At 34.6% G+C, this 13,992-nt stretch carries 17 protein-coding genes and 4 tRNA genes; 9 read left to right on the plus strand and 12 right to left on the minus strand.

Annotated features, from left to right (window positions below):
- The first annotated feature begins 50 nt into the window (after positions 1-50).
- From HXL38_002725 to HXL38_03270, 7 genes are all read left to right on the plus strand, one after another.
- Entirely contained in the window at positions 51-2,408 is a 2,358-nt protein-coding gene (locus HXL38_002725; protein QWB90877.1) for a cation-translocating P-type ATPase, read from the plus strand.
- Positions 2,409-2,433: 25 nt separating this feature from the next.
- The gene (locus HXL38_002730; protein QWB90878.1) at positions 2,434-2,787 is read left to right on the plus strand and encodes a KH domain-containing protein; all 354 of its coding nucleotides are present in this window, start codon (positions 2,434-2,436) and stop codon (positions 2,785-2,787) included.
- A gap of 205 nt (positions 2,788-2,992) precedes the next feature.
- A complete protein-coding gene (gene trmD, locus HXL38_002735; protein QWB90879.1) occupies positions 2,993-3,634 on the plus strand; it encodes a tRNA (guanosine(37)-N1)-methyltransferase TrmD in 642 nt (213 codons plus the stop codon).
- A gap of 62 nt (positions 3,635-3,696) precedes the next feature.
- Positions 3,697-3,773: transfer RNA gene (locus HXL38_002740), tRNA-Pro, on the plus strand.
- A gap of 130 nt (positions 3,774-3,903) precedes the next feature.
- Positions 3,904-4,323, plus strand: a complete 420-nt coding sequence (locus tag HXL38_03260) for a hypothetical protein (GenBank protein QXT26504.1) — start codon at positions 3,904-3,906, stop codon at positions 4,321-4,323.
- Positions 4,324-4,371: 48 nt separating this feature from the next.
- On the plus strand, positions 4,372-4,572 hold the full coding sequence (locus tag HXL38_03265) for a hypothetical protein (protein QXT26505.1): 201 nt from the start codon (positions 4,372-4,374) through the stop codon (positions 4,570-4,572).
- Between the two features lie 51 nt (positions 4,573-4,623).
- Entirely contained in the window at positions 4,624-4,824 is a 201-nt protein-coding gene (locus HXL38_03270; GenBank protein ID QXT26506.1) for a hypothetical protein, read from the plus strand.
- 110 nt (positions 4,825-4,934) lie between these two features.
- Here HXL38_03270 and HXL38_03275 read toward each other — a convergent pair whose 3' ends face one another.
- The 4 genes from HXL38_03275 to HXL38_03290 all read right to left on the minus strand — a co-directional run bounded on the left by HXL38_03275 (position 4,935) and on the right by HXL38_03290 (position 6,373).
- Positions 4,935-5,108, minus strand: a complete 174-nt coding sequence (locus HXL38_03275) for a hypothetical protein (protein ID QXT26507.1) — start codon at positions 5,106-5,108, stop codon at positions 4,935-4,937.
- A gap of 170 nt (positions 5,109-5,278) precedes the next feature.
- Positions 5,279-5,563 carry a hypothetical protein gene (locus HXL38_03280; protein ID QXT26511.1) on the minus strand — a complete coding sequence of 95 codons (285 nt, stop codon included), beginning with the start codon at positions 5,561-5,563 and terminating at the stop codon, positions 5,279-5,281.
- 385 nt (positions 5,564-5,948) lie between these two features.
- Positions 5,949-6,218, minus strand: a complete 270-nt coding sequence (locus HXL38_03285; GenBank protein QXT26512.1) for a hypothetical protein — start codon at positions 6,216-6,218, stop codon at positions 5,949-5,951.
- On the minus strand, positions 6,182-6,373 hold the full coding sequence (locus HXL38_03290) for a hypothetical protein (protein QXT26508.1): 192 nt from the start codon (positions 6,371-6,373) through the stop codon (positions 6,182-6,184). Before HXL38_03290 ends, HXL38_03285 begins: the two co-directional genes overlap by 37 nt.
- A gap of 119 nt (positions 6,374-6,492) precedes the next feature.
- On the opposite strand from HXL38_03290, the gene HXL38_002755 reads away from it, so the two are divergent.
- Positions 6,493-6,567 (plus strand) — tRNA-Glu (locus tag HXL38_002755).
- Between the two features lie 194 nt (positions 6,568-6,761).
- Here the strand turns inward: HXL38_002755 and HXL38_002760 are convergent.
- From HXL38_002760 to HXL38_002790, 7 genes are all read right to left on the minus strand, one after another.
- Positions 6,762-6,836 (minus strand) — tRNA-Gln (locus HXL38_002760).
- A gap of 42 nt (positions 6,837-6,878) precedes the next feature.
- Positions 6,879-7,619: a glutamine amidotransferase gene (locus tag HXL38_002765; GenBank protein QWB90881.1), complete on the minus strand. Its 741-nt coding sequence runs from the start codon at positions 7,617-7,619 to the stop codon at positions 6,879-6,881.
- Positions 7,616-8,902: a DUF1727 domain-containing protein gene (locus HXL38_002770; protein QWB90882.1), complete on the minus strand. Its 1,287-nt coding sequence runs from the start codon at positions 8,900-8,902 to the stop codon at positions 7,616-7,618. The genes HXL38_002765 and HXL38_002770 overlap by 4 nt, the downstream gene beginning before the upstream one ends.
- A complete protein-coding gene (tsaB, locus tag HXL38_002775) occupies positions 8,902-9,279 on the minus strand; it encodes a tRNA (adenosine(37)-N6)-threonylcarbamoyltransferase complex dimerization subunit type 1 TsaB (protein ID QWB90883.1) in 378 nt (125 codons plus the stop codon). The genes HXL38_002770 and tsaB overlap by 1 nt, the downstream gene beginning before the upstream one ends.
- Positions 9,279-9,701, minus strand: a complete 423-nt coding sequence (gene tsaE / locus HXL38_002780) for a tRNA (adenosine(37)-N6)-threonylcarbamoyltransferase complex ATPase subunit type 1 TsaE (protein QWB90884.1) — start codon at positions 9,699-9,701, stop codon at positions 9,279-9,281. Before tsaE ends, tsaB begins: the two co-directional genes overlap by 1 nt.
- A gap of 170 nt (positions 9,702-9,871) precedes the next feature.
- Positions 9,872-11,167 (minus strand): ComEC/Rec2 family competence protein, encoded by a 1,296-nt coding sequence (locus tag HXL38_002785; protein QWB90885.1) that lies wholly within the window; start codon positions 11,165-11,167, stop codon positions 9,872-9,874.
- The gene (locus tag HXL38_002790; GenBank protein QWB90886.1) at positions 11,167-12,423 is read right to left on the minus strand and encodes an MFS transporter; all 1,257 of its coding nucleotides are present in this window, start codon (positions 12,421-12,423) and stop codon (positions 11,167-11,169) included. Before HXL38_002790 ends, HXL38_002785 begins: the two co-directional genes overlap by 1 nt.
- Positions 12,424-12,508: 85 nt before the next feature.
- On the opposite strand from HXL38_002790, the gene HXL38_002795 reads away from it, so the two are divergent.
- Positions 12,509-13,804, plus strand: a complete 1,296-nt coding sequence (locus HXL38_002795) for a hypothetical protein (GenBank protein ID QWB90887.1) — start codon at positions 12,509-12,511, stop codon at positions 13,802-13,804.
- Between the two features lie 78 nt (positions 13,805-13,882).
- On the opposite strand, the gene HXL38_002800 is transcribed toward HXL38_002795, so the two are convergent.
- Positions 13,883-13,969: transfer RNA gene (locus HXL38_002800), tRNA-Leu, on the minus strand.
- Between the last annotated feature and the right edge of the window lie 23 nt (positions 13,970-13,992).

Genomic DNA, 13,992 nt, shown 5'->3' on the forward strand with positions numbered 1-13,992 from the left:
TATATTAACACTTTTTATAAAAAAATAAAATATGTTATAATAGAACGTATATGGATAACAGTAAAAAACTAAATGGACTAACCGCCGCTGAAGTTCGTAAAAGAATCTCGCAAGGCTTGGTGAATGATTTTAAAATTGATAACAACAACAGTTTTTGGGAAATTGTTAAAAGAAATATTTTTACACTTTTTAACTTTTTAAATTTTGCAATTGCAGTACTTTTAGCATTAGTTGGCGCTTGGAGTAATTTGATTTTCTTCGTTGTGATTATATTCAATGCAATCTCTGGAATTGCCACAGAAATTCGCGCTAAAAAAATGATCGATAAACTCAATCTTTTGAGTAAAGAAAAAATCACCGTAATCCGCTCTTCTCGCGAGCAAAAAATCATGCCAGAAGAAATTGTAATAAACGATATTCTTAAACTTTCTGCTGGCGAGCAAGTTCCATCTGATGCGGTTGTCTTGAAAGGTGTTTCTGAGGCTAATGAAGCCATGCTCACTGGTGAAAGCGATCTCGTTCTAAAAGAAAAAGGAACAGTTTTGCTTTCAGGTAGTTTTTTAGCGAGTGGTTATGTTTTAGCGGAAGTTGTACATGTCGGCGCTGATAATTACGTCTCAAAATTGATGGTTGAAGCCAAAACTCACAAACCAATTAATTCAAAAATTCTTAGTTCTCTCGATAAAATTGCAGGATTTACTAGTAAAATTATTATCCCATTTGGTTTAGCTTTGTTTTTCGAAGCGCTCTTAATTAAGGCTCTTCCTGCTAAAACCGCTGTAATTTACATGTCAACCCCGCTTCTTGGAATGTTACCAAAAGGAATCGCTCTTCTCACAATCACCTCTCTTTTAACGGCGATTATTAAACTTGGACTTCGAAAAGTTCTTGTTCAAGAAATGTATTCCGTTGAAACACTCGCTCGTGTCGATACTCTCTGCCTTGATAAAACCGGTACAATCACTGAAGGAAAAATGAAAGTTGAAGCAATCCATAATCTTTCGAAAAAGTTTTCTGAGGCTGAAGTTAATGATTTTCTTGCAACTTATATGAATTTTAGCGAAGACAATAACCCAACCGCACAAGCAATTCGCAAATATTTTTCAAAGAATAAAACTACCTTAGAAGCAACAAATATAATTCCTTTTTCAAGTGATCGAAAATGGGGTTCAATGGAAATTGAAGGAATTGGAACACTTTTTCTAGGCGCACCTGAAATGATTTTTGGTGAAACCCTAAAACAAGCAAACGAAGCGCTTTCTCGTGGCTCACGTGTTTTAGCTTTGGCTTTCTCAAAAGAAAAAATAGATAATAAAAATATTAAAATACCTGCAAAAATATCAAAACTCGCCTTAATAGAAATCACCGACCCAATTCGCGAAGGAGCACGCGAGACACTCGAATACCTACGCTCGCAAAAAATTGATCTCAAAATTATCTCTGGCGATAATCCGATAACAGTTTCAAATATCGCAAGAAAAGCTGGTTTTGATAATTTCGAAAGTTATGTTGATTGCTCAAAAGTAAAAGATTCTGAGCTCAAAAAAATCGCTGTAGGAACTGCAATTTTTGGTCGAGTTTCACCGCACCAAAAAAAGCTAATTGTCCAAACTCTTAAAAAAGCGGGCCGCACGACTGCAATGACTGGCGATGGCGTGAATGATATTTTAGCCCTACGCGAGGCGGATTGTTCAATTGTGATGGCTGAGGGTGATCCCGCAACGAGACAAATCGCAAACCTCGTCTTGCTCAATTCTGATTTTAATGATTTACCAGAAATTCTTTTTGAAGGGCGCCGAGTCGTAAATAATATTGCTAGAATTGCACCAATTTTCTTGATTAAAACGATCTATTCATTCATTTTGGCGATTATCTGTATTTTAAGTGCTCTATTATTTGATAAAAATCTTCTCTTAATTTTCCCGTTCATTCCAATTCAAGTTACATTGATCGACCAGTTTGTTGAGGGCTTCCCACCTTTTGTTCTCACCTTCGAGAAGAATATTCAACCCGTTGAAAAAGATTTTATTAAAAAATCACTCCTAATGGCCTTACCTAGTGCGTTAATGGTGGTATTCTCGGTTATTTTCGTAAGAATTTGGGGTTCACTTAATGGCTGGATTCCTCAAGAAATTTCGACAGTCTTGTATTATTTACTCGGTTCAATCGGAATGCTCTCAGTAATTCGCGCTTGCCTACCACTTAATTTCTGGAGAATCCTTCTTATTATTTGGTCAATCAGTGCGTTTATAGTAACCGCAATTCTCTTTAGACCACTGATTGAAATCGGCGTGCTTTCAGGGCGTACTTTCGAACTTTACGCAATACTAATGATATTTTTTGCCATAATTTTTATTGTGATTGAGTGGTTGAAAAAACGTTCGAAAAGTGATACAATTAAAGCATAAACTGAATAAAAGGAGTATCTGAAAAATGACAATAGACCAACAGTTTGTTGAATATATCGTTAAGAATTTAGTTGAAAATCCAGAAGACGTAAAAGTTGAACGCACAATTGACGAGAAAGGTGTTTTATTAACTTTGACCGTGAATAAAGAAGACCTAGGCCGAATTATCGGTCGCCGTGGAGCAACTGCACAAAGCCTTCGTGCGCTTCTTCGAGCTCTGGCACTAAAAAATAATGCTCATTATAATCTAAAAATTAGCGATAGTAAAGAAAAAACTGAAGCTGTGGAAAATTCAACAGATACACCTGTGGAAAACACAAACACTTTCGCAGAACAAACTCGAAAAGAGCTTGCAGAATTAGACGACATTGCGTTATAATATAAACAGTTCAGTTCGAAATCTGTTGTGGAGTTTTAGATTTCGAAAGAACTGCGGAAAAAACAAAAAAGTCAAAGCTCTATGCGAGCAAACTAAGGAAAGTTTGAGAGCTTATACTTGTTAAAAATCTAGCCATAATATCTTGGCTGGATTTTTAGTTTGTCTATTTTGCAAAAAAATCTAAAAAATGGTAAAATAAGTTAATATGAAAATTCAAGTAATCACTCTCTTCCCTGAAATGTTCGAACCAGTTTTAAATAATGCAATGATGTGGAAGGCACAAAATCAAAATGTAGTTTCTTTTGAAATTATTAATTTACGTGATTTTGGTATTGGGATGCGCAAGCAAGTTGATGACATTCCCTATGGTGGAGGAGATGGAATGCTCTTAAAACCAGAACCTCTTTTCGAAGCAGTCGAGTTTGCAAAAAAAAATTCACCAAATGCAAAAATTATTGCAATGACTCCAAGTGAAAATGTCTGGAATCAAGAAAAAGCCCAAGAAAAAGCTAATTCTGGCGAAGATTTAATTATTTTATGTGGACGATATGAAGGGTTTGATTCACGAATTTTCAAAATTGTTGATGAAAAAATAAGTATTGGTAAATTTATTTTAACTGGTGGTGAAATTCCTGCAATGGCAATAATCGATAGTGTAGTCCGCCTGATTCCCGGCGTACTTGGTGGCGAAAAATCAGCTGAAATTGAAAGCTATTCAGATGGTGATAATCTGGAATTTCCACAATTTACAAGACCGGCAGATTTCCGCGGAATGAAAGTTCCAGAAGTTTTATTGAGCGGACATCACGCTAAAATCGAAGAATGGCGAAAAAAATATTCAAAATAGATTTTTTTGCTTGATTTTTCGAAATATATGCGTTATAATGGTTGTATATTTCGAGTTAATCTCGGGGTGTGGCGCAGTTGGCTAGCGCGCGCGGTTTGGGACCGTGAGGTCGAAGGTTCGAGTCCTTTCACCCCGACCAATACAAGATTGTTACAGGCATAACTTTGACGAGTTATGTCTTTTTTATTATGGAATAATATTGACTTTCTAAAAAACTTATGCTATAATTTACTTTATATTATTAAATTAAAAACAAAAAGGAAAAATAAATGTCAAAAATTGTTGTTGCACTTGGTGGCAATGCTTTACAAAAAAAAGGTGAATTAACTGCAAAGATTCAAGAAGAAGTTGCAAAAGAAACAGTTCAAAAGCTTATTCCTCTCATTAAAGACGGTCATGAACTAGTGATTGTTCATGGTAATGGCCCACAGGTTGGAAATCTAATCCTTCATGAAGAAGCCGGAAATTCACCTTCAACCCCTGCTATGCCCCTTCATGTTAGCGTGGGAATGACTCAGGGAATGATTGGCTATTGGATCCAAAAATCCTTAAAAGAAGAACTTTCAAAAAACGGAATTTCGAAAAATGCTACAACCATTTATTACCAAGTGGAAGTTTCGAAAAATGACCCAAGCTTTCAAAAACCCAACCAAACCAATTGGCCCATTCTATTCAGAAGAAGAAGCTAAAGGTTGCAGCCAAAAAGGCTATGTCGTTAAAGAAGATTCTGGTCGCGGATGGCGGCGAGTTGTTCCTTCACCAAAACCAATCATATTCTTGAGAGTGATGCGATTATTGACTTTATGAAAACTGGCGCAATTGTTATAGCGGCCGGCGGTGGTGGAATTCCAGTGATTTCAAATGGAGAAAATTCTTTCGAAGGAGTTGACGCTGTGATTGATAAAGACTTCGCCGCAGGGCTTTGGCTGAAAAATTAACGCCGATACACTATTAATTTTTAGCAGTGGTCGATAACATTATGATTAATTATGGAAAAAGAAAATCAACAAGCTTTGGGTGTAATTTCAACAGAAGAAACGAAATATAAACAACGAAAACCCAATTCGGTGCAGGCTCAATGTTGCCAAAAGGTCAAGCTTCATAAATTCACAAAAACTGGTGGAAAAGCCCAGTTGTTACGACCTCGAAAATACTCAGGATGCAAATTTCGAAAAATCTTGGAACAGTAATTACACAATAAAACCTAAAATTAGCCTTTCGAAAGATCGGCTAATTTTATTTGATTAATATAAATAAAAATAAGCGTTCCTACTTGAAACGCGCATCTTGTTTTATAAAATTAGATTGTTCGAACGCGAATTGTATCGGTTCCACCAACTAATCCAGGTTGACGGCCAGAAACAATAGCAACTGTTGCTTTTCTTTGACACCAAATGTTCCATTGGCACCAGTTCTTTTGCAAGTTCAAGACCAGCAAATTCACCATCTGGGCGGATGAAGCTTCGGGTTGCATAATTCAAAACAAGTTGTTGGGCAACACGATTGGAGCTTGTTACAGCATAAATTGGAAGTGCTGGGCGGTTTTTGCGGCGGCGATTGCAGCAGTTTGTCCAGATTTAGTTTCAACGATTAAAGCATCTGCATTAATTTGCTCAAGCTCAACTGCAGCAAGAGAAATTGCATTTAAACTTCATCTTCACCGCGCTCAACAATATCATCAATTGGTGAAACTGCTGCAAGGTACTCTTGAGTATACATAATAACATCACGCATAGCTTTCACAGTTTCTTCTGGGTATTTACCAGTCGCAGACTCATCTGAAAGCATTACAACATCAGCACCTTGAATTACAGCGTTAGCAACGTCAGAAGCTTCTTGCACGAGGTTGTGGTTAATATCAACTTCATTGAACCCATTGTTTGAGTTGCAACAATTGAAATTTTTCCATGCTTCCGACAAGAGCAACAGCTTTTCGTTGGATAATTAGCACACAACTTCTGGAGCAACTTCATAGCCATGCGTCACCACGACAATCATTACACCATCCGCTGCGAGAACGATTTTCAAGTTCTTCATCAGAAACGGCTTTTTGGTTTCAATTTAGCAATAACTTGTGCTTCGCGCTATTATTGCTTGCAAGAAGCTGACGAACATTTTCAGCTATCTTCGGCAGTCTGCACAAAAGCTCATTGCTACGTAATCGATATCTTGAGTTACCGAATTCAAGATCGCATGTCTTTTTCAGTAATAACATCACCGCCAAAGTCTGTATCTGGCAAGTTTAATTCCTTTTCGGCTCATCAAAGTTCCTTTATTCAAAACTCGCAATTTAATTGCAGTATTTGAAGGAACTTCAATAACTTCTGTTCGAACTTTTTTGTAACATCGAAAATATAAACAGGCTCACCAACTTTAACCTTTTCAGCCAAATTGTATTGAACTGGCAAATTAGCCGAACCATGTATGTTGCTGGTGCATAGTCAAGAACCAATTCATCGCCTTCATTAACTTCAAAACGATTATCCACAATATCTCCAAGACGAATCTTTGGACCTTGCAAATCTTGCAAAATTGCAATTTCGCGACCTAGCTTTTTGCTAATTTCGCAGCGAACTGCTTTAATTTTTTTGCAGCATGCTCTTCATATGAACCGTGAAGAAATTCAATCGAGCTCCATTGATTCCTGCGTTGATAAGTTTTTCGATCATTTTCAGGGCTGTCGCTTGCTGGGCCGATCGTAGCCAAAATTTTTGTTCGTTTGTAAACATTATTTTCCACTCTTTACCCTTATATATTATACCACTTTTATTTTTATTAAAAAAGGGGTTGCATTATTTTTTAAAGTTTGCTATAATTAAAACGAGTTGTTGCTTTATCACCCCAAAGCTCAGCTCAATGGTCTTATCGTCTAACGGTTAGGACACCAGGTTTTCATCCTGGCAATCCGGGTTCGATTCCCGGTAAGATCACCAAAAAGAAATTATTTAAAATCACTTTTCGAAAGATTAGTGATTTTTTTAGCTTATCTTAATCTTAAAAAATATATTCCTTAATATTTATTAAAAATTCTAAATGGAAAAATATATCTTGTAAAAATAAATTTACGTCAATGCATTATGAAAAATAAAAAAGCCAAGATAAAGTGTTTAAAATAAACATTTTATCTTGGCTGGGATGGAGGGATTCGAACCCCCGAATGCCAGGACCAAAACCTGGTGCCTTACCACTTGGCGACATCCCAATACCCAACCATTTTACCAAATTATAATCTAAAAATCAAGTACTATCGTGGACATTTTTTAGCAATTTCACGCGCATTTCTGGTGATTTGATCAAGCAAATTTGCTTTTCGAATATTTTCATAAAGAACTTTAGGCATTTCATAATCTTTATTTTTCAAAGCTTGTTCAATTAAAAATAACGAAATTTTTGGATTTTTTGGTAAAATTGAGCCGTGTAAATATGTTCCAATCACATTTTTATAAATCGTACCCTCAAAATTTCCGTCAGGTGTATTTCCTGCACCACTTTTAACGCGCGCCAATGGCTCATTCTCTTTCGAAAGATAAGTTTTTCCGCTATGGTTTTCATAACCAATAATTTCACCAAATTGATCAGATTCTTCAACGATATTGCCAATCATTCTCTGTTCACCGCCAACCGTTTTAACACCTTTAAATAAGCAAATACCCTTAATTTTATTGCCATTTACAGTTTCAAAAGAATCACCAAAAAGCTGGTATAATCCACAAACCATTAGCATTGGTACACCTTTTTTGGCAAGCTTCCGTAAATTTGGTGCAATTTTCAGCAGATCATCTTGAATTTGATTCTGACCCGAATCCTGACCACCACCGCCAATAATAATATCAACATCATCAGGAAAATCATCTCCAGGATTATATTCAACAATTTCGTATTTTATTCCACGAAGCTCCATCTGTTTTTTTAACGCTAAAATATTGCCATAATCACCGTAAATATTCATATTTTTAGCATAAAGCCACAAAATTTTTAAATTCATAAAATTTTCTCCACTTCTGAAATTTTCGAAAGTTCTTTTCGAATTTCCAACATTGCCGTATAAGTCGCATAAATCCGCTTATCTTTTTTTCCTTTTTCGATAAAATCAATAACAGATTCAGCGATATCAAGATTCACATTATCTTCCTCAAAATCAACATCATCATGAAAAAGTCGAAGCGCCATATCATAAGCTCGATTACCTGAAATTGTTTGGACGCCAGAGTGCTTCAAGACTGAAAAATCTACATCCCAAAGCCAGCTCATATCACGGCCATCTGCATAATTATCATTAACCGCAATCATTGTATCATATTTATCAGGCTCAAAATTTCGCAAATTTATTCGAAAACCAGCCGGATTTTTAACTAATATAATCTCAACTTCTTTACCATTAATTTTTATTTTCTCACCTCTACCAAAAGCCGGCTGAATTTTCTCTGCCGTACAAATTACTTTTTGTCGATTGATTTTAAGTTTTTCAGCATTCAGAATCTCTTCAACCAAAGCGATCGCAGCAGTTAAATTTAAAATATTATGAATCCCACCAATTTTGAGCTTAAACTCATCAGTTTTTCCACCCCAAGAAATTTTTGCAATATTATTCGAAAAATCCTCAAGCAAAACATTTGCTGAAATTTTTCGACGTGATTTTTTAGAATTTGTTAGATAAATCTCATCATCATTTGGGAAAAAATCTGCCAATTTTTGATTAAATCCAAACTTAACAACTTTCGAAAATTCTTTCGAAAATTCCTTTTTACCCAAAAAATTATCGTTAGCATTCAAAACGACTGAACCAGAAGTATTTTCACCAATCTTATGCAATAATTTTGCAGTATAGTCAATTTCACCAAATCGATCGAGCTGGTCGCGCATCACATTTAAAAGAAGCGAATACCGTGGCTGGATTAACTTTACAAAATGAGTCGCATGAGCTTCATCAAGTTCTAGAACGGCAATGTCGGCCTCAAGCTTACCGCTCCAATTAGCTTCAGAAATAATTGCCGCACCCACACCACGAACAAAGTTCGAACCAGTTTTATTCGAAAATACATTTAATCCTTGGCTTTCGAGTAGTTCAACAACCATTTTTGTAGTTGTAGTTTTTCCATTCGTGCCACTAACTACCACAACACCATATTTTAAGCCATTTAACATGTTCGAAATAAAATTTGGATCAATTTTTTCCATAATAAGCCCAGGCAATGCTGAACCACCACCTTTTAATCTTGAAATCGCCTGAATAATTTTTCCAATAATTATCAAAATTCTATTTTTCATTATTTCCTCGGTTTTGTTATGTTTGCATCTCTACCATAAAAAGGCAGCGCAATTTTGTCATTTTTACCATTCTTCAAGCTTTTGAAAGCAATTTCTCGCCAATTTTCATCACTTTTCACTGCGACAATTGGAATTTCTAAGCCATCAGCTAAAGTGTTTGCAACTGAAGCTCCAATTCTTAATCCCGTAAAACTCCCCGGCCCCGCAAAAAAACCAATTCCAGTAAAATCTTCATATTTTTTACCAATAGAATTTAAACATTCCTCTAAAAAAGCCAGAATATCTCGCGCCATGTTTCGGCCTAGTTCTTTTTCGAAAAAGTTTTTATCAAGCCAAATTTTGCATTTCTCTGTTGATGTATCTAGAAATAAAATCATTACACTTCTCTCACTTTAACTTTTCTTTGATTTTCATTTAAACTTTCAAAAACCAGCTTCAAATGTTTTTTTGGTAAAATTTCAGCTAGATCACCAGCCCATTCAACCACTGTTACATTTTTTGGATTACTTAAATTTTCAGCAAGCTCCATTTCCATAATTCCATAATCATTCAATCTATAAAAATCATAATGCGAAAGCGTTAGTTTCCCTCCTTCATAAACCCGTAATATCGTAAAAGTCGGGCTTTGAACCGTTTCGGAAATGCCCAAACCTTTTGCCAAGCCTTTTGTAAAAGTAGTTTTTCCAGCGCCAACATCACCAATAAGTTCTAGAACCATTCCTTCAGAAATTTGCCTGCCAATTTCTTCACCGAAAGCAATCATTTCATCTGTTGAATTTATTTCTTTTTCAAAATTCATAATAATATAATTATATCACGTTTCAGGATTCATTCAAAATATCAAGTATTTTATCCTTTCGAAGCTTAAAATCAATCAAAATAACTGCCAAAATTAAGCAAAAATAGCAAATTAGCATTTCGCTAAAGCCAAGGCTGATTTCTAACTGCGCTCCTTTGATTTTTGAAAATTCACCAATTATAAAAATTGAGTATTTTAAAATCAATTCTGCAATAAAGCCAAAAAAAATGAGCAATTGGCGAAAATATTGCAAAAATTCCCGTTAAAAAAGTTGCGAGCATCGCACTTGGTACAAACGGCAAAATTAGCATATTCGCAAATATTGATATTACGCTTACTGTGCCAAAAGTAAAAATTATCAGAGGAAGTGTTGTAATTTGAGCACTAAAAGTTTCGAAAAATAATTTTAAAGCAGAATTTAGTTTTTCTGGCTTTTCGAAAAAGATTTTTTGTAATAGTGGCGAAAGAATCAAAACGCCAAAAAATGAAGCAAACGATAATTGCCAGCCTAGATTAAGTAGGTTCGAAGGTTCGAAAATTAAAGTTATCGCCGCTACAAAAGTTAGAAGAAAATATGCTCGAGTTTTTCTACCAAAATACCATAGAATTAAACCAAAAATCGCCACAATCCCCGCACGAATCATTGATGGCGTAAATCCAACCACAAAAACAAATCCTAAAACTAGTAAAATCGCTACAAATAAAGCTATCTTCCTTGAAATTTTATTAAAAACTCGCTGGGCCGCCATCACTAAAACAGTTAAATTGTATCCACTCGCAACCACAATATGTGTTAAAGCTGTGATTGTTAAGGCTTTAGAAATCTCCTCCGGCAAAGAATTTTTTTGACCTAACAGATAGCCAAGACCCAAATCAACCTCTGGTGAAGGAATAGATTTTCGAACCCCTTCAGCGAAAGAATCTCGCATATCGCGGATAAAATCACTCTTTGGGGTAATTTTCATAAGTATTCCTCGATGAATTGAAATCACAAAGTCACCAAAACCGTCAGAAATTTTCCCCTTTATTAAAAGTTCATCACTCCTACGAATTTTCTGATTTGTTTTCAAGCTAATAAAAGCCTTTCCGTTAAATTGTTCGTTCAAAATTCCTACAACTTTTGCACGAATTTTTAAACTTCCATCCTCCTTAATATCTGGATCTTCAAGAACAACAGCTCGAACAGTTACATCTTTTTTAATATTTTGTGCGATCTTTAAATTTTCGAAATTATAAACTGAGCCTCGCCACAAAGAAAGCAAAATTCCGGCGATCAAGACTAAAATTAAACAAAACTTTCGAGCAAAAATCCAAGAGAATAAGAATAAAATTGTTGCTAAAATTAGCCAAACAATTGATTTAAGACTTGTATTTTTCGAAAAAACTGAAAAAATAGCGCCAAAAATAATTCCACCAAAAAATACAAAATTAAGATAAAATCGGTGAATATGAGCTTTAGGTTTCATCATTCTTGGAATTGACGTTTTTTATTTCGATAAATACGATAATTCACGAAAGTCATAGGTAAAGCTGCAAGACTTGAAATTAGAATCGTAATTTGCATCGATATTTTGCCCGAAGAGTCAACATTATTTAACGCAAAAAATAACCCTAAAAGTATAAATGAACTAAAAATTGAAGCAATATTTGTTCCTAATTCGTAGAGGAATAAATACTGAATTCGCATTCCAGATTCATCAGCTTCGCTATACAACCCCTTAAAATTTGCCATATTGAAGCCACTTAATGAAATTCCTGCGAATATTTCAGAAATTCCAATAGATATAGGGTTCATAAAAATGAAAGTTCGAATTGAATAAACTATTCCCAAAATGATCGAATTGATCTTTAACAAACCACGCTCTTTATTTTTATCTATAATTTTACCGTAAATAAAAGCTGCTATCAATGCTGAAATTGAAGAAATAGAGGCTAAAACTCCAGCTGAGCCGTAAGAATTAATACCTTTAATTAAAAAGACTGGCGCAAAAAAGCTCCAAATAAATAAAGAATTCCACATCATTCCACAGCTAAAACAGATAACCAAAAAATGTTTATAATTCCGCCAAGGAAAACCTTTGAAGCTTAACTTTTTATTAATTTTAACTTTTTCTTTGGTTGTAAGCAGCGGAATTGTAGTCAAAACCAATATAACAGATGAAATTATGAAAAGCTTCTCTACACCAAAAAATATCGCAAAAAAACCACCAATTGCAGGCGTAATACTGCTTGATAAATTTTCTAGAATATACGCCCAACCAAGCTGTTTGCCAACTTTTTTAACATTTTTAGCTTTCGAAAAATTGACATTGTAAGAAAGATTTTCAATCGAAACTGAAATTCCTTTAAAAATAACACCTGTTAAAGCTACGATTAAGCCTAAATCCTTACCAAAAAGTTCCATTGAAGCCATTAAAACTAAAGCTGGGATATACAAAATATTTGCAAGCAACATTCCATGCTTTGGACCATTTTTTGAAATATAGAAAAGAGCAATTATCGAACCTACAAATTTTGCAATATAATGAATTAAAATGCAAACGGGAATAATCCAAATTGAATGCACAAACTTATAGATATAAATTAGGCTAAAAGTGCTTGTTAATTTTACCGCGAAAACTCGCATATTTTTTGAAATATACAAAACAGCCATTTCATTAAAAGAAATATATTGCCAATAATTTCGAATTTTAAAAAATGGTTTTAATATTTTTTCAAGCATAAGTATTTATATTTTATCATATTTTACTAGCCTTAAAAAGGTTTAAAAGCTTTATTTTTAAATTAATAAGTGATAAAATTAAAGAATGAATATTTATTTTTCTGGAATTGGTGGCGTTGGAATTGGCGCTCTTGCAAGTATCGCCCACAGCGCTGGCTATGGTATTTTTGGCAGCGACCAAAATTCAAGTTTAATGATTGAGGAGCTTTCAAAAAAAGATATTGAAATTGAAATCGGCAAACAAGATGGACATTTTTTAAAGCAAAAATTCATCGAAAACGGTATCGATTGGTTTGTTTATACTGCAGCCCTACCCAAAAATCATCCCGAACTTTTAATGGCAAAGAAATTAGGAATAAAAATTAGTAAACGTGACGAACTTTTGAACGAAATTATCAATTCAAAAAAACTCAAACTTATAGCAATTTCCGGTACTCACGGTAAAACCACAACCACAGGAATGGCGATTTGGGCTTTTCAGCAATTAGGAATTCCAATAAGTTGGTCGATTGGCACAACGATATCCTTTGGTTCTAGTGGTTTCTTCGACCCGGAAAGTGAATATTTTATCTATGAAGCTGATGAATTTGACCGAAACTTCTTGCATTTTACGCCATCAGTTAGCTTAATCACTTCAATTGACCACGATCACACTGATATTTATAAAACTGAGAAAGATTATTTTGAAGCTTTCGTGGAATTTGGATCGCAAAGCGATTTTATTATTTCTTGGAGAGATCAACATCCAGAAATTTTCGAAAATCTAAAGAACAAGGTAATTTTATCTCAACCAGAAGAAAATATTAATCTTCCTGGCATCCACAATCGAAAAAATGCCAGTTTAGTTCTTGAAACTATTGATTATTTAGTTGAAACCCAAAATCTTAAGGCTCCAAAAGATTTTTATGAAAAAACAATTTTAGCATTAAATAATTTCCCTGGCACAAATCGCCGTTTCGAAAAAATAATAAACAACGTTTATTCTGATTACGGTCATCACCCAAAGGAAATTCAATCAACGCTTCAAATGGCAAAAGAAATAGCTGAAAAGCAAGGATTTTCTGGAGTATCATTAATTTATCAACCGCATCAAAATATTCGACAAATTGAAGTTCAAGATGAATATACGCCAGAAATCTTTGAAAATGCCAATGAAGTTATTTGGCTACCAACATATTTAAGCCGTGAAAACCCAGATTTCGAAATACTTTCTCCAGAATTCCTTTCAAGGAAAATATCAGAAAAAACAACAATTTTAGATTTTTCAAATAATCCAAAAGAATTAATAGAGAAAATTTTAAGTTTAAAAGCAAAAAACCGATTAATTCTAGCAATGAGCGCTGGCTCACTTGATGGCTGGATTAGAAAAAATATCAAATAATTTAATAAGATTGCACCAAAAATATGGTGCAATTTTTACAAAATAAAAAAGCGGAAAAAAAACCGCTTAAAATTCAAATGGTGCGCACGAGAAGACTTGAACTTCCACGAGCCGAAGCTCACTAGCCCCTCAAGCTAGCGCGTCTACCAATTCCGCCACGCGCGCAAAACCATTTTAATTATATCAAA

It is taken from the genome of Candidatus Saccharimonas sp., assembly GCA_015256915.3.
Classification (GTDB): domain Bacteria; phylum Patescibacteriota; class Saccharimonadia; order Saccharimonadales; family Saccharimonadaceae; genus Nanogingivalis.